Raw genomic sequence first — 23,469 nt, 5'->3', positions numbered from 1 at the left:
TGGACGAATTGCCAGTTCTGCCCGTTCGACCGGGTGTGCCCCGGAGGTGAACGGGACCGTCTTTGGGAGCGGCTGCGGGTGGACGAGCGGCTGGCTGCGTTCGTTGCGGTGGTCGTGGAGGGCAAGGATGGGGAGGGGGAAGATGGGGCTGCGTGATGCCTCGGCTCGGGAGCGGGCGGTGGGTGCGACGGGGGAGACGCTGTTCGTGGAGGCGGGCGCCGGGGCGGGGAAGACGACGGCGCTGGTCGACCGGATCGTGCGGCTGGTTGCCGAGGGAGCGAGCGTCGAGCAGATCGCGGCGATCACGTTTACGGAGAAGGCGGCGGCGGAGTTGTCGGACCGGGTTCGGCAGCGTCTGGAGGAGGCGGCTGAAGGGAGCGGGGCGTTCGCTTCGTGGGGCGATGTGGCGCGGCGGCGATGTCGGGGGGCGGCGGAGGGGCTGGATGGGGCCTCGTTCCAGACGATTCATGCGTTCGCGCGGAGGATCCTTGCTTCGTATCCGGTGCAGGCGGGGCTGCCGCCGGAGTTCGATGTGCTCGACGAGGCGGAGGAGGAGATCGATTTGCGGGAGCAGCTCCGGCGGTTGTTGGACGCGCTGGAGAGCGACGAGGGGGCGCGGGGGCCGCTAGCGTTGGCGTATACGCTGAGGTTGCAGCCAAGGCACGTGCGGGGGCTGGCCCGCGAGTTCGCCCGGAACTGGGACCGGCTGCGCGTGGGGGGTTTCGAGCTTCCGAGGGTGGAGCCGGACTGGGAGCCTCCACTGCTGGAGCTGCTGGACGGCATCGAGCCGGAGGCTACGACTCCTCAGCTGGCGACGCATCTCGAGGAGTTGCGGTCGTTCGCGGAGCGGCTGGCGGCCGCCTATGGGCGGTACTTGGCTGCGGGCAGTGGCGAGCGGGAGCGACGGCTGGTGGAGATGCTGACGCTAGCGACGCGGGCGCCGCGGTTCAAGACGGGGGTGGGAAAGGGGAGGCCGCTGGTACGAGTGAAGGAGGCCTACGAGGCTTGGCTCGGGGAGATTCGTTCGTGGGCGCTGGCCCGACTCTTGCCGAGGATTCAGGCGTTCGCGCTGGAGTATGCGGAGGAGCGACGGCGGGCGGGTCGGGTGACGTTCCACGATTTGTTGGTGCTGGCGGTGGATCTGCTGCGCGGAGATGCGGAGGTTCGCCGGGCTTTGCACCGGCGGTTCGCCTATCTGCTCGTCGATGAGTTCCAGGATACGGATCCGTTGCAGGTGGAGCTGGCGGCGCTCATTGCGGGGGAACCTGGGGAGGTGTGTGCCTGGCAGGAGGCCTCGGTGGCGCAGGGCCGGCTCTTTTTCGTGGGGGACCCGAAGCAATCGATTTACCGTTTTCGGCGGGCGGACATCCGCATTTATCTTTCGGCGAAGGGCGCTTTCGATGCGGAGCACGAGCAGCTGACGACGAATTTTCGTTCGACGCGGGCGATCGTGCGTTGGGTGAATGCGGTCTGCGGGCGCCTGTTCGCGGGCGATGGCGCGGGGGGATACCAGGCGCCGTGGGTGCCGCTGGATGTGCGGGAGGACGCGCCGGTCGGGGTGCCGGTGCGGGTTTTCGGCGGGATGCGGGAGCGGTCGGCGGCGGAGGTGGACGAGGAGGAGGCGCGGGACGTGGCGCTCGGAGTGCTCCGGGCGCGGGCGGAGAATTGGGCGGGGGAGGAGCGGGGTACGAGATTCGGGGACATCACGATTCTCCTTCCACGGCGAACGACCCTGGGGGCTCTGGAGCGGGCGCTGGCGGACCGCGGCATTCCGTACCGCATCGAGAGTCGCTCGCTGCTGTTCGCATCGGAGGAGGCACGGGACCTGGCGGCGGTGCTGTTGGCGATCGACGACCCGACGGACCAGGTGGCGCTGGTGGCGGCGCTGCGTTCGCCGCTCTTTGCCTGCCAGGATGGTGAGTTGGCAGCGCATGTTCGCGCCGGGGGACGTTGGACGTACGAAGCTGCGCCGCCGGCCGAGAGCCCGGAGCGCGTGCGGAGGGCGCTCGAACGGCTGGCCCTTTGGCATCGGGAGCGTTGGGGGATGAGCGCGGCGGGGCTGATCGAGCGGGTGGTAGGGGACTGCCATCTCTTGTTGGTGGCGGTGGGCGACCCGAGGCCGCGGGAGGCGTGGCGACGGTATCGGCTGCTGGCGGAGATGGCACGCTCGCTGACGGTGCGGGGTGCGGTGGGGACGTTGCGGCAGTTCGTGGACTGGCTGGAGCGTCAGCGGGAGGAGGAGGTCCAGGTGAACGAGGCGATTGTCTCGGAGCCGGATGATGACGCGGTGCGGATCATGACGATCCATGCGGCGAAGGGGCTGGAGTTTCCGGTGGTTTTCGTGACGGGCTTGGGCAAGGAAGGGCGGCCGAACCGGACTGTTTCGGTTTTTTGGCCGCCGGAGGGGAGCGGGCGCCTGCCGGAGGTGCGCTGTGGGGGGAGGGAGGATGGCTTCGCGACGGCGGGGGCGGCCGAGCTGGAACAAGAGGAGGAGTTTCACCAGTCGGCGGAGGATGTGCGGCTGTTGTACGTGGCGGTGACGCGGGCTGCCAGGGCGCTGGCGGTCTCGCTCTATCGGACGAAGCGGCGGGACGGGGGTTCGCTCGCGAGCCAGGTGGAGGCCGCGTTGGAGGTTGCGCCAGCGGGAAGCTGGGAGGAGTTAGGGCGGCAGGATTGGGATGCGGTGGGTGAGGTTTCGGAGGAGCAGGTGGCGAGGTTCCATGCGGTGCCGCCGCGTGACGAGTGGCTACGGAGGCGGGAGGAGGTGGTGGCGCGGTATGCGAAGGCGCCGGTGGTGGCCGGTACGGCGGTGGCACGGGCGGCGGCACCGGAGGTCCCGGAGGAGGGGGAGGAGACGATGGCGCCGCCCGGGGAGCCGTGGCGAAAGGGGCGGGCGGGCACGTCGATCGGGCGGGCTGTGCACGCTGTGCTGCAGAGCATCGATCTCGCTACGGGGGAGGGGCTGGAGGCTGCGGCGCTGGCGCATGCGGAGGCCGAGGGGGTGGCGGATCGCGCCGAGGAGGTCCAGCGGCTGGCGGAGCGGGCTCTCGGTTCGGAGGTGGTGCGGGCTGCCGCGGCGAGCGGCCGGTTCTGGCGGGAGGTGTACGTGGGTGCGGAGGTGGGTGGCGTGGTGATCGAGGGGTTCATCGATTTGGTCTACGAGGGGCCCGATGGGCTGGTGATCGTGGACTACAAGACGGACTCGCTGCGCGGCCCGGAGGAGGTGGCGGTGGCGATGGCGCGGTACCGGCTTCAGGGAGCGGTCTACGCGCTCGCTGCCGAGCGCGCGGTCGGCAGGCCGGTTGCGCGGGTGGTGTTCGTTTTTACGGAGCCGCGGGTGGACCGGGAGGTGGAGGACCTGGAAGGGGCGAAGGTGGAGGCGCTGGGGCTGGCGCAAGGGTTGGTGGGCTCGGCGCGTGGCTGAGTGGGGAGGCATGTGCGCTGGGTTCGCGGCTGGCGCCCCGCCGGGCGAGGGGTTGGAACGAAACGGCGGGGGAACGGGCGATGGTGGGGGAAGTTCGGCGGCGTGCCGGGAGCGGGGATGCCCCGCTCTATGGCAAGTGATCGGGGGCGGGGGCGGTGTGGTCGAGGTCGAAGATGACGCCTGGATTGAGGATGCCGGCAGGGTCGAGGGCGCGTTTGATGGCCTGCATGGCGTGGAGGTCGGCGGGGGAGCGGGTGAGGTGGAGCCAGGGTTTTTTGGCGATGCCGATGCCGTGTTCGGCGCTGATGGAGCCGCCGAGGGAGGCGACGAGGCGGAGCACGGCGTCGTCGGCTGTTTCGTCGTCCGGTGGGAGGCCGAGGAGGTTGACGTGGAGGTTGCCGTCGCCGGCGTGGCCGAAGAGGATCGGGCGGGCGGATGGGGCGAGGGCGGCGAGGTGTGAACGGACCTCTCGTTCGAATTGGGCGAGGCGGCCGATGGGGAGGGTAACATCGAGTTTGTGGGGAATGCCTTCGGCGGAGATGGCTTCGGTGTGGCGTTCGCGGTAGGCCCAGAGGCGGTCGCGGTCGGGGCGGTCGGTGGCGAGGAGGGCGGCGGCTGGGTCGACGAGGGGTTCGAGGAGGGCTGCGAGTGCGGGTGCTGGGTCGGTGGCACCGGCGCATTCGAGCAGGAGGTAGCAGGGGTAGGGTCGGGCGAAGGGTGCACGGAGGCCGGTGTGGCGCAGGACGAGCGCGAGGCCTTCGGGGAAGAAGACCTCTGCGGCTTCGAGGGTGGGGGCGGCGGCACGAACGGCGCGGACGATTTCGAGGGCTGCGGCGACCGAGGGGAGTCCGATGAGAGCGACGGCCCTAGCGGGGCGGTTGGGGATGAGGCGGAGGCGGACGCGGGTGATGACGGCGAGGGTGCCTTCGCTGCCGGCGAGAAGGCCTGGCAGGTCGTAGCCGGTGTTGTCTTTGAGGAGGCCGGGAAGGCGGGAGAGGATCGCGCCATCGGCGAGGACTGCTTCGAGCCCGATGAGCTGGTGGCGCATGGGGCCATAGCGGATGACGCGGACGCCGCCGGCGTTGGTGGCGACCATGCCTCCGATGGTGGCGGAGGCGCGGGAGGCGAGGTCGACCCCGACGTCCCAGCCGGCAGGGCGTACGTGCTGCTGGAGGCGTTCGAGGGTGACGCCAGCTCCGACGGTGACCTCGCCGGCGACGGGGTCGAAGTCTTCGATGGTGTCGAGGCGGCGGAGCGAGAGGACGCCTTCGCCGGAGCGGGGGACGCTACCGCCGACGAGGCCGGTGTTGCCGCCCTGGGGCACGAGGGGAACACCGGCTTCGCGGCAGCATTGGAGGACGCGGGCGACTTGGCTGGTATCTGCCGGACGAACGACGAAGGCGGCGGTTCCGCTGAAGCGGCGGGTCCAGTCGGTTTCGTAGGAGGCGCGGGTTTCGGGGTCGTGGATGACGTGGGTGGGCCCGACGATCCGTTGGAGGCGGGCGCGAAGGGTTGGGTCCACGCTGGGAAGTCTACCGTGGGTGGCGTGCCTCAGTGGGAGTGGGGCTTCGTGCCGGGGCCGTGGCTATGGCCGTGGTGAGACCAGCGGGAGCTGGAGGGGGTAGGCGGGCTGTGGAGGGACTCGCGGGCAGCGCCGCGGGTGAAGGTCATCATGGGTGGGGTGAAGACGCGCTGGGCGGCGATGTTGCACATTGGGCAATCGGCGGGGACGTCGGAGTCCCTGATGCTGCGGGAGACTTCGAAGTCCAGCCCGCAACGGTTGCAGTGGTAGTCGTAGAGGGGCATTGGGTCCTCCGGGGATTGCTGCAGTTTTCTGCATCTGCAAGTTCTTGCAAAATATGATGCATGAGTGAGCAGGCAGTTTCGAGTTTCGCGGACGTAGGAGAGGGCGCCGGGTTTGGGCGGCCGACGTTGGCGGTGCTGGTGCACGAGGGGTTTCCAACGGAGGCGATGGTGGATGTGGAGGAGTTGTGTCGGTCGTTCTCGGGGTTCATCGGTTCGCCGGTGGTGCTGGCGAGTTCGAGGTCGGCGGCGCTGGAGGCGACGCTGGACGTGCTCGCGGAGGCAGGGGGCTGGGAGGTGCGGTTGGTTGCGCCGCCGACGTCGAAGGCGGCGAGTATGAGCTCGGCGCCGTTCGTTTTCCGCGAGGATGGGCGGCCGGACTGGGGTGCGATGTGGCAGGGGTTTTGCGAGCTGGCGCTCTACGGGGGCCCGCCGCATCGGGGCGCGGAGGATGCGTTGCGGGCGGTGGAGAATCCTTTGGAGGTACCGGCGAATCCGGAGATCGACGCGATCGCGGAGATCCGGCGGGGGATTTTCGAGACGACGGGGCTGTTCTCGGAGCCGGCGGAGCCGGGTTGGCTGGCGGTGACGTGCCGCTCGAAGAAGATGGCTGCTTGGATGGCGGCTTCGATCATTCTGGAGAATGTGGACGCCCGTTGCGACGAGGAGCGGCTGTTGGTACCGGCGCATCCTTCGTTTCGCCTGAAGAACGAGGTGAAGAGCGTGATCACGGTGGTGGCGAAGTGCAACCATTATTGGCAGGCGCACATCGCGGCGGGTGGGGCGGCGGATTAGGCGGGGGCTACTGCCGGGCGATTTGCCCCATGACGTCGATTGCGCCGCTCTGGCCGGGTGCGGGGACCTCGACGATGCGCTCCTCGATATCGTCGTATTCGAGGCGAAGGGCGCGACAGATGGTTGCGTGCAGGCGGTAGGTGCCAACGGCGTAGGAGAGTTCGAGGATGGCTTCGTCGGGGAGGGCTCGGCGGAGGGCGGCGAAGGTGGCGTCGTGGACGCGGCCGTCCTGGAGTACGAGTTCGTCGGTGTAGGCGAGGATGGCGCGCTCGGAGGGGTCGAAGATGTCGGCGGTCTGCCAGGCGGGGATGGCGGCGAGCTTTTCTTCTGGGATTCCGGCGGCGCGGGCGGCTTTGCAGTGTTGGGAGTAGACGAACTGGCTGGCGCCGAGGTAGCCGGTGCGGACGAGGGCGAGTTCGCGCTGGAAGGGGGTGAGCGTCCGGCGGCGGCTGGCGAGGAGGGCGAAGCCGTCCTGAGCGTGGACGAGGATGTCGGGAACGAGGGCGAAGACGGTCCACCAGTTGCCTGGGGTACCGGTTGCGGTGCCGGGCTCGGCGACGGGGTCGCGGTCTCCGAAGAGGCGCTGGTAGGCAGCGAGGGCTTCGGGAGCGGCTTCGGCTTTGGGGACTTGGCGGAGACGGGGCATGGGGAGGACCTCTGAGTGCTGTCCGACGGCGGACGCCGGGGCGGCATCATAGCGGATTCTTCTGCTGTCATGGGTCGGCAGGAATGCGTGGGCTGGAGCGCCACGCTGCGGGGACGGGCTGCTACGCTCGATGGTGCGCTCCTGCTCACCGGGGCGTTGGAGGGACAGATTGCTGGCTATCGAGGCGATTGGGCTGACGAAACATTTTGGTCCGGACATCCGCGCGGTCGATGGCATCGACCTGGCGGTGGAGGAGGGGCAGATTTTTGGCTTTCTCGGGCAGAACGGTTCGGGAAAGACGACGACGGTCCGGATGCTGACGACGTTGCTGAAGCCGACGGCGGGGACTGCCCGGGTGGCGGGGTTGGATGTGCAGCGCGAGCCGGCGGCCGTGCGGCGAAGGGTCGGGGTGGCGCTCCAGGAGGTGGGACTGGACGAGTTGCAGACTGGCCGCGAGTTGCTGGTGCTGCAGGGGCGGCTGTTCGGGTTGAGTGCCGCGGCGGCGCGGGAGCGGGCGAACCAGTTGCTGGAGGTGGTAGGGCTTTCGGATGCGGCCGACCGGCCGGTGCAGGGCTATTCGGGCGGGATGAAACGGCGGCTCGATCTGGCGTGCGCCTTGGTGAACGAGCCGCGGGTGGTGTTTCTCGATGAGCCGACGACGGGGCTCGACCCGATTTCGCGCGAGGCGGTGTGGCGGTACGTGGAGGTGTTGAACCGGGAACGTGGGGTGACGTTTTTCTTGACGACGCAGTATTTGGAGGAGGCCGACCGGCTGGCGCACACGGTGGCGATCATGGAGCGCGGCCGGATCGTGGCGGCTGGTTCGCCGGCGGAGCTGAAGGCGAGCATCGGGGCGGACGCGGTGACGCTGACGTTCGAGGACGAGGCGGCAGCGATGCGCGGAGAGGCGACGCTTGGCCGGTTCGAGGGGGTGCAGCGGGTGCTGCGGACGGGGAACGAGGTGGCGGTCTATCTGGCGAACGGAGCGGCCGCGGTGGCGGCGATCGTTCGGGCGCTCGACGACGCTGGTGCGCCGGCCCAGTCGCTGGTGTTGCAACAGCCGACACTCGACGACGTGTTTTTGCAGGTGACGGGGCATCATCTGGAGGCGGTGCAGGTGCCGACGCCTGTGGGGACGCAGCGAGGGGGCACGCGGTGAATCTGATCCAAGCGACTTGGCTTTTGACGTTGCGGGCACTGCGCCGGTCTGCCCGGCAGCCGGCGGACGAATTCGCGAACATGTTCATTCCGCTGTTTTTCTATTTCGTGACGGTTGGGGCGGTGGGGTCGGTGGCGGCGGAGGCATTCGGGGTGGCCGATTACAAGGGGTTTCAGCTGCCGGTTGCGGTGCTCCAGGGGGCGGCGGGTGTGGCGAGCGGGGCTGGGCTGGCGATGACGCTGGACATCCAGTCGGGATATTTCGAGAAGCTTTCGCTGACCGCGGCGCCGCGGCTGGCGTTGGTGCTCGGCCGAATGGTGGCCGACGGCCTGAAGGCAGTGGTGCTGGCGATGCTGATCGTCGTGGTGGCGTTGGTCTACGGTTCGGAATTCGAGACGGGCGTGCTCGGGGTGGTGTGTCTCTTGGCGGCGACGTTCGCGTTCACGGTGGCATATGCGGGGTTTGGCGTGGCGATTGCGCTGAAGACGGGGAGTCCGCAGGCGGCGCAGGCCGGGTTCATCCTGTTCTTTCCGCTGCTGTTTTTGGCGCCGACGTTCGCGCCGCTGGAGGTTTTCGCGACCTGGCTGGAGGTGGTGGCGCAGCTTAACCCGGTTACCTACATCCTGGTTGGGATGCGCTCGTTGGTGACGGATGGGTGGGATGCGGCGGCGCTGGCGAAGGGGGGCGCGGCGGTGGCGGGCGTGGCGGTGACAACGCTGACGCTCACCCTGCTGGCGTTGCGGGGGAGGGTGCAGCGCTAGGGGCGGCTGGCTGGCCGTCCGGATAGTTGACGGTGGTGGGGGGCGTTCGTAGCGTGCGGGCTACGAGGACGCGGGCGCGGCCAGGCCGGTTGGCGCCCGGAACGAAGGAGGGGTACGCCACCGACATGGCCTATTCGAAGCCGATTCCGGAGCCCGACCCGGTTCATCGGGCGTACTGGGAGGGTGCGCGCGCGGGGAGGCTGATGCTACCGCGCTGCACGACCTGCAACCGGGTGCATTGGTACCCGAGGTTGCTCTGCCCGTTTTGTCATTCGCGCGAGATCGAATGGATCGAGGCGAAGGGCGAGGGGCGGATTCACACGTTCGCGGTCCAGCATCGTGCTTTCGGGGGCTGGGCGGACGAGGTGCCGTTCGTGACGGCGTACATCGACCTGCACGAGGGTGACCGGATGTTCACGGTGCTCCGCGGGGTGGATCCGATGCGGCCGGAGACGATCCGGATCGGGGCGAGGGTGCGGGTAGAGTTCGAACGCGCGACGGACGAGGTGAGCATCCCGTTCTGGCGCGTGGTGGAGGAGTAAGGCGATGCCGAGCGCGCTTTCCCGTGCGGCAGCGATCGTCGGGGCGGCCGAGGCCGACGAGATTGGCTACCCATCGACGCCGAAGACGGCGCTTCAGCTCCATATCGAAGCGATCAAGAACGTGAGCGAACAGACGGGGATCCCGATTTCGCGGATCGACGGGGTGTTCAGTGCGGGCTGGTCGAGCCAGCTGGCGGAACACTTGGGGCTCCATCCGAAGTACATCGATACGACGTCGGTGGGGGGCTGTTCGTTCGAGATGCATGTGCACCATGCGCTGGCGGCGATCCACGCGGGCATCATCGATGTCGCGCTCATCAGCCACGGGGAGAACGGATGGTCGGCGCGTGCGACGGGGGGACGGGGAACGGGACGGCCGCGCGGGGCCCCGGATCCGTGGGACCCGGGGCAGCAGCACCAGGCGATCTATGGGGTCGCGGGGGCGCCTTCGAATTACGCGCACGCGATGACGCGACACAACTACCGGTTCGGTTCGACGCCGGAGGATTTTGCGCACATTGCGGTGGTGACGCGGCAGTGGGCGATGCTAAATCCGCGGGCGATCATGTTTTCGAAGGAGACGAATCCGGGCGGCGGGCCGATCACGGTGGAGGATGTGCAGAATTCGCGCGTGGTCGCTTGGCCGCTGACGCTGCTGCACTGCTGTCTGGTGACGGATTACGGCGGGGCGGTGCTGGTGGCGCGGCCGGAGATCGCGCGGAGCGTGAAGACGAAGCCGGTGTGGATCGCGGGGGCGGGCGAGAGCATGGGCCACCAGAACATGCTCGAGATGGAGGACTTCACGGCGACTTCGGCGGCCGCTTCGGCTGCGGCGGCGTATCGGATGGCGGGGATGGGGCCGGAGGACATGGAGATGGCGATGATCTACGACTCGTTCACGATAACGGCTGGGATTACGGCGGAGATGCTGGGTCTCGCTCCGCGGGGGGAGGGATTCCTGCTTTGGAAGGACGGGCGCGCTGGACCGGGCGGCAAATTCCCGATCAACACGAACGGGGGTGGGCTTTCGTTCAATCACTCGGGGATGTACGGGATGCAGTTGCTGGTGGAGGCTTACCGTCAGCTCTCGCGGACGGCCGAAGATGGGGTGACGGGGCTGCCCGGCAAGCAGGTGAACGCGCGTTCGTGCATCGTGAACGGCACGGGTGGGAGCCTTTCGACGACGGGGACGCTGATTCTCGTGGCGGATTGAGGGAGGGAGCGCGCGGAGGGAGCTGGTGTCCGGCGGCGATGGGGCGTGCTGGGCGAGAAGGGCCACTGGTGCCACGGTTCGGGTTGCGATGGCGACGCGGGCATCGTCCATGGCGGGGGCGAGGCGCCGGACGGCGTCGAGCCGGGGTGGTGATGGTGGTGCCGTGGAGATGGAGCAGGCCCGGGAGGCTGGTGTCGGCGGTTGACAGTGCGGGTAGAGTTAGGGCGAGCTGCGCGCCAGGAACACGATGGCGGCGGGCGGACGTCAAGAAGCTCCAGGAGGTGTGCACATGGGAAGAGTGAGCGATACGGGCTATTTTGTGCGGCGAAGCTTGTTGTTCGTCTTGGTGGTTTTGCTGGCCGGTGCTTTGGGGACGAGGCTGACGGTCGCGGATGGGGCGACGAACGGGTCGTTTTCGTTCGCGACGACGGCTGGGGTTGCGCTTCCGAGCGGCTCGGTCGTGGAGGGCCAGGCGGCGTGTATCAACATTCACCGGAGCGGGGGCTCGCAGGGCACGCAGCAGGTGCAGGTGGCGCTGACGTCTGGGAACCCGGCGGATGTATCGGGTTTCGGCAGCATGTACGTGACGTTTTTGCCGGGGGTTCTGGACCGAACGATCGACCCGGGCGTGTACGGAGGCTGCCTGGCTACGGCGGACGATTCGACGACGGGCGACAAAACGGTGGTGTTCACAATTCAGTCGGTCACTGGCGGCGGGGTGGTGGGCAGCCCGAACGCGTTCACGCTGACGATTCTCGATAACGATGGGCCGCCGAAGTATTCGTTCCAAACGGCGGCTACGAGCGTGACGGAAGGGAACAGCGGGAGCCAGGTGGTTGGGGTGGCGGTTGTGCGGGTCGGGTCGACGGCTGGGACGGATAGCGTGATCTGCCAGCTCGGGAGCGGCTCGACAGCGACGGGGAGTGGGACGGACTACTCCTTTTCGAACCAGACAATCACGTTCAATCCGGGGGACTCCGGACCGAAGAACTGCACGGTGACGGTGGTGGGGGATACGGTGACGGAGTCGAACGAGACGATCGTGTTGGCTTTGGTGGGTGCGTCGGGCTTCGGTGGAGGAGCGGGGACGACGACTCAGCACACGGTCACGATCGTGGATGACGACGGGACGGGCACGGTGCAGTTCTCGCAGGCGACCTATTCGGTGAGCGAGGGGGTGGGAACGGCCACGATTGGGGTGACGCGGACGGGCGGGAGCACGGGCGCGGCGAGCGTGGCCTGCAGCACGGTGGCCGGTGGTTCGGCGACGGCGGGTGCGGACTACACGACGGTGACGAACCAGACGCTTTCGTGGGCGAATGGCGATTCGACGACGAAGTTCTGCACGATCCCGATTTTGCAGGACACGTTGATCGAGGGCCCGGAGACGGTGAATTTGCAGCTGAGCGGCGTGACGGGGGCGACACTCGGCAGTCAATCGACGGCGACGCTGACGATCACCGATGACGACGGGACGGGGAGCATTCAGTTCAGCTCGGCGACGTTCGTGGGGACGGAGGCCGGCGGGCCGATCACGATTACGGTGACGCGGACGGGTGGCTCGGTGGGCGCGGTGACGGTGGATTTCGCCTCGGTGACCGGGGGCACGGCGACTGCGGGGGTGGACTACACGTCGGTGTCGGGCACGCTGAGCTGGGCGAACGGGGAGACGGGATCCAAGTCGTTCACGGTGACGCCGATCCCGGACACGCTGACCGAGGGGTCGGAGACGGTGGTCCTCCAGCTGAGCAACCCGACGGGGGGCGCGGTGCTGGGGACGCCGAATCAGGCGACGCTGACGATCAGCGATTCGACGATTATCCCGGTCATCACGTCGATCAGCCCCGGGGCGGGGCCGGTGGGGGGCGGCACGACGGTGACGATCAGCGGGCAGAATTTCACGGGTGCGACATCGGTGACCTTCGACGGCATCCCGTGCACGTCGCTGACGGTGGTGAGCGCGACGGTGATCACGTGCGTGACGCCGCCGCATGCCGCGGGGGTGGTGGAAGTGATCGTGACGACGCCGATCGGGTCGAACGTGACGACTGGTTCGGCGAACGATTTTGTCTACACGACAGGGCCGACGGTCGCGTCGCTCTCGCCGTCGCAAGGGGCGTGCAACGGGATAACCACCGTGCAGATCACGGGCACGGGGTTCACCTCGAGCGGGACGTCGGTGGTGTTCGGGGCGGTATCTGCGACGTTCGCGTATGTGTCGCCGACGCAGTTGGTGGCGGTGGCTCCGTCGCAGGGGGCGGGGGTGGTGGACGTGCGGGTGACGACGCCAGGCGGGACGAGCCCGAATACGGTGGCGGATGACTTTACGTGTACGGGGACGCCTGTCCCGACGGTGACGGGCGTTTCGCCGACGAGCGGGCCGGTCGGTACGACGGTGACGATCACGGGGACGAACTTCACGGGCGCGACCTCGGTGACGTTCGGAGGGGTGGCAGCGTCGTTCACGGTGGTGAGCGGCACGCAGATTACGGCGACCGTGCCTGCGGGCGTCTCCCCGGGGGTGGTGGACGTGCGGGTGACGAACGCTGGCGGGACGAGTGCGAACACCGCGGCGGACAACTTCACGGTCACTTCGACCGGGACGATTCGGTATTCGTTGTATCGGACGTTCACGCTCATCGTGTGGACGGGCGCGGACAACAAGCCGATCCGCGACGCGATCGGTGGGACGCAGCAGGGGACGACGAACATTGGGTCGCTCGTGGGTGCGATCTGGTTGTTCGATGCGCCGAGCCAGACCTGGGGCGGGTACTTCCCGGGAACGGACGACGACCCAAGGGTGAACGATTTCACGACCTTCCGGGCCGGGGTGGCGTACTTCATCGCGCTGCGGCCGACGGCACCGTCGGTGGTGACGTGGGACGCGCCGGCGAACTAGGCGGACGGAGGGCAACCAAAAAAACGGGCCGCATGCGGCCCGTTTTTTGGTGGGGTTATCGTTCGGATGGCCGCGCGAGCTGCTATAGTTCGGGTCGATTCGGACTATCGAGGAGGTTCCCATGGACGGCTGGGACTGGGTGAGCCGGGTTCATCGGGAGGAGGCTGGGCACGCGACTTCGGCGGCTGGCGCACTGGTGGCAGGGGTCGGCGCGGTGTTGCTCGGGATTGGGGCGGCGAACGATACGGGGTGGTTGGCGGTAGCGGGCGGGATCGTTGCTGGCGTGGGGATCGTGGGGTGGGAGCTTTTGCGCCACGTTGCCATCGACCAGAAGCTGATGGGCCGGCTCGACCGGCTCGAGAAGTGAGGGCGGGGTGGGTCGATGGGCATGTCGAGCCCCTACCGTGTCATCGACCTGACGGATAGTCGGGCGGCGCTGGGTCCGCTGATGCTGGCGAATCTGGGCGCGGAGGTGGTGCGGGTGGAGCCGCCGGGCTTCGAGCCGGATCCTGCGGATGCCCTCCGCTATGCGGTGTTCAACCGAGGGAAGCGCCGGGTGGCGTTGGACCTTGGGGAAGCGGGTGATCGTGAGCGGTTTTTGGAGTTGGTGCGCTCGGCGGATTTTCTGTTCGAGAACGCGCCGCCGGGTGCGATGGCGGCACAGGGGTTGGGTTGGGAGCAGCTGCGGGCGGTGAATCCGGGGTTGGTTTACGTGGCGACGACGCCGTTCGGGCAGGACGGGCCGTACGCGGACTATCGGACGACGGACCTGGTGTTGGCGGCGATGGGCGGGATGATGGCGTTGAACGGTGATCCTGACCGGCCGCCGGTGCGGGTCTCGGTGCCGCAATGTTGGCATCATGCAGCGGCGGAGAGTGCGGTCGGGGCGATGGTGGCGCATCATTTGCGGGAGCGGACCGGGGTGGGGCGCTTCGTGGATGTCTCGGTGCAGGCTGCGGTGTTCTGGACGGGGCTGCAGGCGATGATCGCGCACGCCATTCAGGGGAAGGATTTCGAACGGGCGGGGACGGCGCTCCAGCTCGGGACGATTACGCTGCCGATGGTGTACCGGGCGAAGGATGGGGAGGTGGTAGTGCTGGGGAATGGGGCGACGCTCGTGCCGATGATGCGGTGGCTGGTGCGCGACGGCATCGTTCCGGAGGAGTGGCTGGAGGGTGAGGAGTGGGCACGGTACGACATGAAGGTGCTGGCCGGGGAGCCGCTCCGGTACTCGTACGAGGAGGTGTTGGACGCGCTTCAGCGGTGGCTCGAGACGCGGACGAAGCGTGAGCTGTTGGAGATCGGGCTGGAGAGCGGGGTGACGTTCGCGCCGGTGACGACGGTGCCGGAGATTCTGGACTTCGTTCACTTGAAGGCGCGGGAGTACTGGCGCGAGTTGGAGGTGCGGCCGGGGGTGGTGGTGAGGGCGCCGGGCCCGTGGGTGCGGGCGGCGTGCGATCCGCTGGTGTTCGGGACGCGGGTCGAGGAGGTGACAGGCCTGGATGCGATCACGGACCGGGAGGAGCGGAGGCCGGTGGGCGGGGAGGCGGAGGGGACGCTGCCGTTCGCAGGGCTGAAGGTGGCGGATTTTTCGTGGATCGGTGTCGGGCCGATCACGGGAAAGTACCTTGGCGACCATGGTGCCGATGTGATCCGGGTGGAGACGGCGAGCCCGCCGGACCGTTTGCGGGTTGCGGGTCCGTTCAAGGACGGGGTGTTCGGTCCGAACCGGAGCCAGTTTTTCGGGGCGTTCAATACGTCGAAGCGTTCGATTGCGGTGAATCTGAAGACTGAGGAGGGGCGTGAGATCGCGAGGCGCCTGATCGGGTGGGCGGATGTGGTGCTGGAGTCGTTCACGCCGGGGACGATGGATTCGCTGGGGCTGGGTTACGAGGCGGCGAAGGAGCTGAACCCGGATGTGATTTACGTTTCGACGTGTTTGATGGGGCAGACGGGGCCGGCCGCGCCGCTCGCGGGTTATGGTAATCACGCGGCGGCGATCAGCGGGTTCTACGAGGTGACGGGCTGGGACGACCGGCCGCCTTCGGGTCCATTCACGGCGTATACGGATACGATTGCACCGCGCTTCTTGGCGACGGCGGTGATGGCTGCGGTGGACCGGTGGAGGCGGACGGGCGAGGGATGCCGCATCGAGCAGGCGCAGATGGAGGCTGCGCTGCACTTTCTGGCGCCGGAGCTGGTGGAGTACCAGGTGAACGGGAAGGTTCCGCGGCGAGCTGGGAATGCGGACCCGAGGATGGCACCACATGGCGCGTATCCGGTGGCGGGCGAGGACGAGTGGATCGCGATCGCGGTGGAGGATGACGCGGCGTGGCAACGCTTCGCGGCGGTGGTGGACGAGGCGTGGGTGTGGGACGCGCGGTGGGCGACTGCGGCGGGTCGGCTGGAGGGTCGCGCGGAGCTGGACGCGCTGGTGGCGGGGTGGACGGCGGGGCGGGACGGTATGGCGCTGATGGAGCGACTTCAGGGGGCGGGGGTGGCGGCGGGGTTCGTGAAGCGGTCGAGCGATTTGCTCCGGGATCCGCAGCTTGGGCATCGGCGGTTTTTCCATCCGCTGGAGCATCCGGAGATGGGGCAGGTGCCGTACGAGGGGCATCAGTTCGTGATCAGTGGGTACGAGAGCGGGCCGCGGCGGCCGGCGCCGTGCCTGGGGGAGCATTCGATGGAGGTGCTGCTGGAGGTGTTGGGGGTGGGCGAGGAGGAGGTGGCCCGGCTGGCGGCCGGGCTCGGGTAGGGGGCGATATGCCGGGATAAGCATATTGCGAGCGTTCGTGAAACCGGCAACGATGCAAGGCGCAGCAGGCGCAACTAGCGTCAGGGAGGCAAAGGGAGTTGACGACAGCAACAGCGACCAACGGTGCCCTCGCGGAGAAGGGCTACAACGGCAAGATGCTGAACGTGAATCTCACGACGGGTGAGATCACGGTGGAGCACCCGGATGAATCGCTCTATCGGCAGTACCTGGGCGGGTACGGCATCGGGGCTCGGATGCTCTGGGACCGGGTTCCGAAGGGTGCGGACCCGTTGGGCCCGGAGAATATGCTCGGGATGTTCGCGGGGCTGCTGACGGGGACGCCCCTGTTCGGGCAGCGCTGGCAGGTGGTGTGCAAGAGCCCGCTGACGGGCGGTTGGGGGGATGCGAACTGTGGTGGCGACTTCGGCGGGGTGCTGAAGCTCGCTGGCTGGGACGGGATCATGTTCTTCGGGAAGTCGGAGAAGCCCGTCTACTTGCTGATCGATAACGATCGGTACGAGCTGCGGGACGCGAGCGACCTGTGGGGGATGGGCGCCATCGAAAGCGAGATGGCGCTGAAGGACCGGCACGGGAAGCGTGCGAGCGTGGCGAACATCGGTCCGGCGGGGGAGAATCTCTCGCTGATCAGTGGTGTGTGCAACGACCATGGCCGCCTGGCGGCGCGGTCGGGCGTCGGGGCGGTGATGGGTTCGAAGCGGTTGAAGGCGGTCGTGGTGCTGGCGGAGCGGAAGGTGATCAGCCAGACGCCGGAGACGATCAAGATGCTCCGGGAGAATCTGGATCAGTTCGTGAAGCCGCTGAAGGATTTCTTCCACAATTTCGGCACGACGGGGATTACCGCGATGTCGGCGCTGAATGGGGACAGCCCGGTGAAGAACTGGGGCGGCGTCGGGATTGTGGATTTTCCGCAGGCGCAGCAGATCGATGGCGGTTCGCAGATCAACCCGCGAATGGAGAAGTCGTACGGCTGTTGGCGTTGTCCGATCGCCTGTGGGGCGGAATCGAAGGAGTCGACGAACCCGAAATATCCGTATCCGCACCACACGCACCGGCCGGAGTACGAGGCGATGGCAGCGTTCGGCACGATGAATCTGGTGGCGGATCCGGATGCGCTGATTTACGCGAACCACCTGTGCAACGAGTACGGCTTCGACGTGATCAGCGCGGGCGGGGCGATTTCGATGGCGATCGAGTGTTACGAGAACGGGATCATCACGAAGGAGGATACGGAGGGGATCGAGCTGCGGTGGGGCGATGCCGATGCGATGATCGCGTTCTTGAAGGCGATGGGGGAGCGGCGCGGGATCGCAGCGGTGTTCGCTGACGGGGTGAAGGTGGCGGCGGAGAAGATCGGGCGTGGGGCGGAGAAGTACGCGATGCATATCGGTGGGGAAGAGCTCCCGATGCACGACCCGAAGCTTCAGCCGGAGTACTACACGACGTACAAGCTGGACCCGACACCGGCGCGCCACACGCAGTACGAGGGGAACAAGCGGCTGGGGAAGATTCCGCCGGCGCCGGCGGACAACAAGGTGTACAGTGGGCGCGGCGAGCACCACAAAGGCGCCAGCGAGTACATGCACGTGGTGAACGCGGGCGGGATGTGCCAGTTCATCATGATGGCGGCGAACACGGCGAACATGCCGACGTGGTTCAACGCCGTGACGGGCTGGGACATGGACCTGGACGAGATGATGCAGGTAGGCGAACGGATCGCGAACCTGCGGATGGCGTACGAGGTGCGCGAGGGCGGCAATCCGCGGAAGCGGTACGTGCCGCCGCGGGTGACGGGCGAGTCGACGGAGGCGACGCACGCCGGCCCGCTGCAGGGCATCAAGCTCGACACGGAGACGCTCGAAGTGGAGTTCTTGAAGGCCTGCGACTGGGATACGGAGACCTGCAAGCCCTCGAAGGCGAAGCTGGAATCGCTCGGGTTGGCGGACGTGGCGGCGGCTCTGCACGCCTGACACGGCCGATTCGTGCGGCAGTCTGGGGCGCCCCTCCTGGTCGATTCGGGAGGGGCGCTTGTTTGCGGGTGGGGTGGAGCTGGGAGCGGGGGCTTTACCGCCGTTTGTGGGGCGATGCGGCACGGTAGCGGGGTGAGCCAAGGGCGCGAGGCCCGGGAGGTGTGCGTGTGACGAGTTGGAACGATGTGTCGCGGCAGGAGGCGGCCGCGCGGGCGCATGCGGTCTTCGAGGCGGCGATGTTCGAAATCAAGCGGGTGATCGTGGGCCAGGAACAGATGCTGGAGCGGGTGCTGGTGGCGCTGCTGGCGAACGGGCATCTGCTGATCGAGGGGGTGCCGGGGCTGGCGAAGACGCTGACCGTGAAGACGGTGGCGGAGGTGCTGGGTGGGACGTTCCACCGGGTGCAGTTCACGCCGGACCTGGTCCCGGGCGACCTAGTGGGGACGCGCATCTACCGACCGGACACGGGCGCTTTCGTTGCGGAGAAGGGACCGGTGTTCTGCAACATTTTGCTCGCGGACGAGATCAACCGTGCGCCGGCGAAGGTGCAGTCTGCGCTCCTGGAGGTGATGCAGGAGCGGCAGGTGACGATCGGGCTGGAGACGTTCCGGGTGCCACACCCCTTTTTGGTGATGGCGACGCAGAACCCGATCGAGTCGGAGGGGACGTACCCGTTGCCGGAGGCGCAGGTGGACCGCTTCATGATGAAGGTGGTGGTGGATTATCCGGCCGAGGCGGAGGAGTTGGCGATCGTGCAGCGCTCGCTGGCCCCGGTCGGTGAGGTGCGGACGGTGCTGCCGATGGAGGAGTTGGCACGGTTCCAGGCGCTGACGGCTGAGGTGTACGTGGACCGGGCGGTGGCGGAGTATGCGGTGGCGTTGGCGAATGCGACACGGCACCCGGAGCGGTACGGGCTGGTGCGACACAAGGAGCACATTGCCTTCGGGTCGAGTCCGCGGGGGAGCATCAATCTGGTCCATGCGGCGCGAGCGGTGGCGCTGCTGCGAGGTCGGGCGTATGTGCTCCCGGGGGATGTGTACGACTTGGCGCGGGATGTGCTGCGGCACCGGATGGTGTTGACGTACCAGGCGCTGGCCGAGGGGGTGACGGCCGACCAGATTCTGGATGGCGTGCTGGCGGCGGTGCCGGTGCCGCGGATCGAGCTGGCGAGCGGGGCGACGGCATGAGCGTGTTGCTTTGGCGGCGGGCGACTCCGGATGCGCCGGGCCCGGGCCCGATGCCAGAGGCGGTGTTGCGCGCGTTGGACGTTTCGGTGGGGAGGCGCGTGAGTAGCCTGTTGGCGGGGGATTTTCGCTCGCACGGGCTGGGGGCTGGGACGGAGCTGGCTCAGGTGCGGGAGTACGTGCCGGGCGATGACGTGCGGCGCATCGATTGGAACGTGACGGCGCGGACGCTGGTTCCGCACGTGCGGGAGTACGTTGCCGAGCGGGTGCTGACGACGTGGCTGGTGCTGGATGCTTCGCCGTCGATGTCGTTCGGGACGGCGGATCGGCGGAAGTACGATGTGGCGGAGGGGGTGGCGCTGGCGGTGGGGCATGTGGCGACGCGCCATGGGAACGCGTTGGGCACGTATCTTTTCGATGGTACCCGGGAGCGGCTTTCGCGGCCGGCGCAGGGCCGTGCGGGGCTGCTGGCGTTGTTGCTGGCGCTGCGGGTACAGCCGCCTGCCTCGGGGGCGGTGGCTTCGCTTGGCGCGGCGCTACGGAGGGTGGACCGGGTGGCTGGGCGGGGGCGGCTGGTGGTGGTCGTTTCGGACTTTCGTGGTCCGAGGGACTGGGAACGGCCACTGCTGGAGCTGTGCGGTCGGCACGATGTGGTGGCGGTGGAGATCGGTGATCCGCGCGAGCTAGAGCTGCCGGATGTGGGGGAGCTCTGGCTCGTGGATCCGGAGACGGGCCGACGGCTGCGTGTAGACACGGGTTCGCGCAGGTTGCGCGAGCGGTTCGCGGCGGCAGCGGCGGCGGAGCGCGCCGAGGTTGGGCGGGCGATCGCGAGGGCTGGTGCGCGCCATATTGTGCTCTCGACGGCGGGCGACTGGCTGCGTCGATTTGCGACTGGGCTGCTGGAGAAAGGGGTGGCTGGATGACGTTTCTGTGGCCGTGGATGCTGCTCGGGCTGGGGTTGGTGCCCTTGTTGGCCGGGCTTTACGTGTTGGTGCAGCGCCGGCGGGTGGTCTATGCGGCTCGGTTCACGAACTTGGAGCTTCTGGCGAACGTGGTGGAGGCGAGCCCGAGCTGGCGGCGGCACGTGCCGCCGGTGCTCTATCTGTTGGGGATTGCGGCGGTGGTGTTGACGTTGGCGCGTCCGCAGTTGGTGACGAAGACGCCGAAGCAGGAGGGGACGGTGGTGCTGGTGACGGATGTGTCGGGCTCGATGAATGCGACGGATGTGGCGCCGACGCGGATGGGTGCGGCGAAGGAGGCGGCTCGTACGTTGGTGGACCGCTTGCCGCGGGGGTTTCGTGTCGGTTTGATCAGTTTCTCGAGTGGGGTTTCGGTGCTCGTGCCGCCGACGACGGAGAAGGAGCAGGTGTACGCGGCGGTCGACCGGCTGACGCCGCTGGGCGGGACGGCGATGGGCGATGGGTTGGCGACGGCGGTGGAGGTGGTGCGGGCGGCGATGGCGGGGGGTGGGACGGATGGTGCGGATCCGGCGGCTCCGATTCGGGCGGAGGGTGAGCCTGCGCCGGCGGTGATCGTGTTGCTCTCGGATGGGGCGAATACGCTGGGGACGTACCAGCCGTTGGATGCGGCGCAGCTGGCGGCGGATGCTGGCGTGCCGGTGTATGCGGTGGCGCTGGGGACGCCGGACGGGGTGGCCGTGGTGACGGATCCGCAGGGGCGGCAGCGGACGGTGCGCGTTCCGCCGGATGTGGAGACGCTTCAGGCGGTGGCGGAGCTGACGGGCGGGCGCGCGTTCCAGGCTCCTGGTGCGAGCCAGCTGGAGAGCATTTATCGCGACCTGGGGGATCGCATCGGCTACGAGGAGGAGCGGACGGAGGTGAGCTGGGCGGGGGCAGCGTTGGCCGGGGTGTTGGTGCTGGCGGGTGGGGCGCTGGGGCTGTTGTGGTTCAACCGATTTCCCTGATTTCGGTCATTCGTCGAGGTGTGAACGAGATTGCGTGCTGGGGGGCGATTCGCTAGGGTTCGGGCATGCCGTTCGCGGTATGCAACGGGGTGCGGCTGTATTTCGAGGTGCACGGCGAGGGGGAGCCGCTGCTCCTGGTGGCGGGGCAGGGGAGCGACCACCATGGGTGGGACCCGGTGTTGGAGGATTTCGCGAGACGTTTTCAGGTGATCGTGTACGACCACCGGGGGACGGGTTGGAGCGACAAGCCATCGGAGCCGCGGTATACGACGCGGCTGTTGGCGGCGGACGCGATTGGCATCCTGGACCATTTGGGTATCGAGCGGGCGCACGTGTACGGCATTTCGATGGGCGGCCGTATCTGCCAGTGGCTGGCTATCGATGGTGCGGAGCGGGTGGGGGCGGTGGTGCTGGGCTGCACGACGCCCGGGGATGCCCACGGGGTGCGGCGGCCGCCGGAGGTGGACGAGGCGATGCGGAATCCGCCGGCGGACCCGGAGGCGGCGGCGAGGTTTTTGGCGGAGGAGATGGTGAGCCCGGGGTGGTTGGCGGCGCACCCGGAGTATTTGGAGTTTTTGCGCGAACGTGCACGGAATCCTCTCCCTGCGTATGTCCGGCGCTTGCACTATGAGGCGAGCCAGGCGCACGATACGTGGGAGCGGCTCCCGGAGATCCGGGCGCCGGTGCTGGTGATCCACGGGACGCAGGACCGGATCAACCCGACGGCGAATGCGGAGCTGCTGGCGAGCCGGATACCGGGGGCGGAGCTACGATTGGTCGAAGGGGGGCGGCACGGGTTCTTCATCGAGTTTCGCGAGGAAGCGGGCGGAGCGGTGATGGAGTTTCTGGAGCGTCACACAACGAGGTAGGGTGCGGGCATGCATTTGCAACGGAAGATCATGGGGTTTTCGCGGGACGTTGGGCGGCGTCTGGACCGGGTGTTGGGTGAGAATCTGATCGGGCTGTATTTGCACGGTTCGGCGACGATGGGCGCGTTCCAGTACCAGCGTTCGGATTTCGACATGCTGGCGGTGGTGGAGCGCCCGTTGACGAAGGACGAGCAGCGGGAGGTGGCCGAGCTGTTGATGGACCCGGAGATGCCGTGTCCGGGCTCGGGGCTGGAGTTGAGCATCGTGACGGATGCGTCGCTGGATGTTGAGAGTCATTCGCCGCCGTTCGAGCTGCATCTGTGTACGGTGCCGGAGGCGCGGACGTTCGTCGATGGGCACGGTCATCCGGGCGACCCGGACTTGCTGCTGCACTATGCGGTTGCGCGGGAGAAGGGGCGGGCGATCATTGGGCCGCCGCCGGAGGAGATGTTCCCGATCATTCCGCGGAGCTGGGTGTTGGAGGCGATGGCCGACGAGTTGGGCTGGGCGGTGGCGAACGCGACGCCTGGTTATGCGGTGCTGAATGCGGTCCGTGCGCTGCGGTACGCGTATACGGGCGAGTTCGTGAGCAAGCAGGAGGGTTCGTATTGGTTTTTCCGGCTGCGGAAGAACCTGATGCCGGTGCGGCTGGCGTTGAAGCAGCACTTGGGGCGGGCAACGACGGGCCCGACGCAGGAGCAGGCGGAGCGGTTCGTGGCTTGGGTGCTGGAGGAGATCAATCGGGTTCGGCTTTCGCTCGACGAGGATGAGTAGGCGGTCGGGGTGATGGGCTGGCGGGTCCGCCGGGCCGGGCGAGGCGACGCGGGGGCGCTCGCGCGGCTTCGCTGGTTGTTTCGGGCGGAGATGGGCCAGGCGAGCGAGCCGCTGGCCGACTTCGTGGTTCGGGCGGAGGGGTGGATGGAGCCACGGCTGGCGAGTGGGGGGCATTGGATGGCGTGGCTGGTGGTGGACGACGATGGGGGGCCGGTTGGGTGTGGCTGGCTGCAGCTGATCGAGAAGGTGCCGAATCCTGGCCCGGAGGAGGAGCTCCACGGGTATGTGACGAGTCTGTTCGTGGTGCCCGAGCTGCGCGGGGGTGGGGCTGGCGCGGCGCTCCTTTCGGCGGTCTTGGATGCTTGCCGGGAGGCGGAGGTGGACTCGGTGATTCTCTGGCCGACGTCGCGCAGCCGCTCGTTGTACGAGCGTTTCGGTTTTCGGGATGGGGGCGAGGTGATGGTGCTGCGGCTGGGTACGGGGCGTGCGTTGCCCTGAGGTTGGGTCGGCTCATTCGCTTGGGGGGGTGGCGATGCTCCCGTCGGGGGGTGGGGGAAGTGGTGGCGGGGTGGGGAGGGGATTGGCTGGGGTGGGGGTTGGCGGCGGTTCGGTTGGGTGGGGTGTGGGCGGTGGTGCGGGTTCGTCGGCGGGCGGTGTCGGGGTATGGGGCGGTGGGGTGGATGTTGGTGGCGGGGCGACCGGGGTGGGTTGGCTGGGCGGCGGTGGGTCGGTA

General features: G+C 68.0%; 20 protein-coding genes. 17 read left to right on the top strand and 3 right to left on the bottom strand.

Going from position 1 to position 23,469, the window contains the following annotated elements:
• Positions 1–142: 142 nt before the first annotated feature.
• Positions 143–3,424, top strand: a complete 3,282-nt coding sequence (locus VAE53_RS07850) for a UvrD-helicase domain-containing protein (RefSeq protein ID WP_322818817.1) — start codon at positions 143–145, stop codon at positions 3,422–3,424.
• 127 nt (positions 3,425–3,551) lie between these two features.
• Here the strand turns inward: VAE53_RS07850 and VAE53_RS07845 are convergent, their stop codons facing one another.
• Complete coding sequence (locus tag VAE53_RS07845) at positions 3,552–4,946, bottom strand: FAD-binding oxidoreductase (protein ID WP_322818816.1); 1,395 nt, start codon at positions 4,944–4,946, stop codon at positions 3,552–3,554.
• 29 nt (positions 4,947–4,975) lie between these two features.
• Entirely contained in the window at positions 4,976–5,230 is a 255-nt protein-coding gene (locus VAE53_RS07840; protein ID WP_322818815.1) for a zinc ribbon domain-containing protein, read from the bottom strand.
• A gap of 60 nt (positions 5,231–5,290) precedes the next feature.
• Between VAE53_RS07840 and VAE53_RS07835 the strand changes: the two genes are divergently transcribed.
• Entirely contained in the window at positions 5,291–6,022 is a 732-nt protein-coding gene (locus VAE53_RS07835) for a hypothetical protein (protein ID WP_322818814.1), read from the top strand.
• Between the two features lie 7 nt (positions 6,023–6,029).
• Here the strand turns inward: VAE53_RS07835 and VAE53_RS07830 are convergent, their stop codons facing one another.
• Positions 6,030–6,668 carry a carboxymuconolactone decarboxylase family protein gene (locus VAE53_RS07830; protein ID WP_322818813.1) on the bottom strand — a complete coding sequence of 213 codons (639 nt, stop codon included), beginning with the start codon at positions 6,666–6,668 and terminating at the stop codon, positions 6,030–6,032.
• Between the two features lie 169 nt (positions 6,669–6,837).
• Between VAE53_RS07830 and VAE53_RS07825 the strand changes: the two genes are divergently transcribed.
• The 15 genes from VAE53_RS07825 to VAE53_RS07755 all read left to right on the top strand — a co-directional run.
• Complete coding sequence (locus tag VAE53_RS07825) at positions 6,838–7,827, top strand: ATP-binding cassette domain-containing protein (protein WP_322818812.1); 990 nt, start codon at positions 6,838–6,840, stop codon at positions 7,825–7,827.
• Positions 7,824–8,588, top strand: coding sequence for an ABC transporter permease (locus VAE53_RS07820; RefSeq protein WP_322818811.1), 765 nt, complete (start codon positions 7,824–7,826; stop codon positions 8,586–8,588). Before VAE53_RS07825 ends, VAE53_RS07820 begins: the two co-directional genes overlap by 4 nt.
• 53 nt (positions 8,589–8,641) lie before the next feature.
• The gene (locus VAE53_RS07815; RefSeq protein ID WP_322818810.1) at positions 8,642–9,130 is read left to right on the top strand and encodes an OB-fold domain-containing protein; all 489 of its coding nucleotides are present in this window, start codon (positions 8,642–8,644) and stop codon (positions 9,128–9,130) included.
• A gap of 4 nt (positions 9,131–9,134) precedes the next feature.
• A complete protein-coding gene (locus VAE53_RS07810; RefSeq protein WP_322818809.1) occupies positions 9,135–10,343 on the top strand; it encodes a hypothetical protein in 1,209 nt (402 codons plus the stop codon).
• A 289-nt stretch (positions 10,344–10,632) separates the two neighbouring features.
• Complete coding sequence (locus VAE53_RS07805) at positions 10,633–13,242, top strand: Calx-beta domain-containing protein (RefSeq protein ID WP_322818808.1); 2,610 nt, start codon at positions 10,633–10,635, stop codon at positions 13,240–13,242.
• Between the two features lie 121 nt (positions 13,243–13,363).
• Positions 13,364–13,609 (top strand): hypothetical protein, encoded by a 246-nt coding sequence (locus VAE53_RS07800; RefSeq protein WP_322818807.1) that lies wholly within the window; start codon positions 13,364–13,366, stop codon positions 13,607–13,609.
• 21 nt (positions 13,610–13,630) lie between these two features.
• Positions 13,631–15,997, top strand: a complete 2,367-nt coding sequence (locus VAE53_RS07795) for a CoA transferase (protein ID WP_322818806.1) — start codon at positions 13,631–13,633, stop codon at positions 15,995–15,997.
• Positions 15,998–16,095: 98 nt separating this feature from the next.
• Entirely contained in the window at positions 16,096–17,985 is a 1,890-nt protein-coding gene (locus VAE53_RS07790; RefSeq protein ID WP_322818805.1) for an aldehyde ferredoxin oxidoreductase family protein, read from the top strand.
• Between the two features lie 236 nt (positions 17,986–18,221).
• Positions 18,222–19,172, top strand: coding sequence for an AAA family ATPase (locus VAE53_RS07785; RefSeq protein ID WP_369294039.1), 951 nt, complete (start codon positions 18,222–18,224; stop codon positions 19,170–19,172).
• Positions 19,169–20,092: a DUF58 domain-containing protein gene (locus tag VAE53_RS07780; RefSeq protein WP_322818803.1), complete on the top strand. Its 924-nt coding sequence runs from the start codon at positions 19,169–19,171 to the stop codon at positions 20,090–20,092. Before VAE53_RS07785 ends, VAE53_RS07780 begins: the two co-directional genes overlap by 4 nt.
• Positions 20,089–21,093 carry a VWA domain-containing protein gene (locus tag VAE53_RS07775; protein WP_322818802.1) on the top strand — a complete coding sequence of 335 codons (1,005 nt, stop codon included), beginning with the start codon at positions 20,089–20,091 and terminating at the stop codon, positions 21,091–21,093. The genes VAE53_RS07780 and VAE53_RS07775 overlap by 4 nt, the downstream gene beginning before the upstream one ends.
• Positions 21,094–21,158: 65 nt before the next feature.
• A complete protein-coding gene (locus tag VAE53_RS07770; protein WP_322818801.1) occupies positions 21,159–21,962 on the top strand; it encodes an alpha/beta fold hydrolase in 804 nt (267 codons plus the stop codon).
• A gap of 9 nt (positions 21,963–21,971) precedes the next feature.
• On the top strand, positions 21,972–22,736 hold the full coding sequence (locus VAE53_RS07765) for an aminoglycoside adenylyltransferase domain-containing protein (protein WP_322818800.1): 765 nt from the start codon (positions 21,972–21,974) through the stop codon (positions 22,734–22,736).
• 12 nt (positions 22,737–22,748) lie between these two features.
• Positions 22,749–23,234, top strand: coding sequence for a GNAT family N-acetyltransferase (locus tag VAE53_RS07760; RefSeq protein ID WP_322818799.1), 486 nt, complete (start codon positions 22,749–22,751; stop codon positions 23,232–23,234).
• A gap of 50 nt (positions 23,235–23,284) precedes the next feature.
• A partial coding sequence (locus tag VAE53_RS07755; protein WP_322818798.1) for a hypothetical protein occupies positions 23,285–23,469 on the top strand: 185 nt, incomplete at its 3' end.

Source organism: Tepidiforma sp. (assembly GCF_034432735.1).
Classification (GTDB): domain Bacteria; phylum Chloroflexota; class Dehalococcoidia; order Tepidiformales; family Tepidiformaceae; genus Tepidiforma.
The sequence above is the reverse complement of the archived record's forward strand: the minus strand, read 5'-3'. Positions and strand labels throughout refer to the sequence as shown.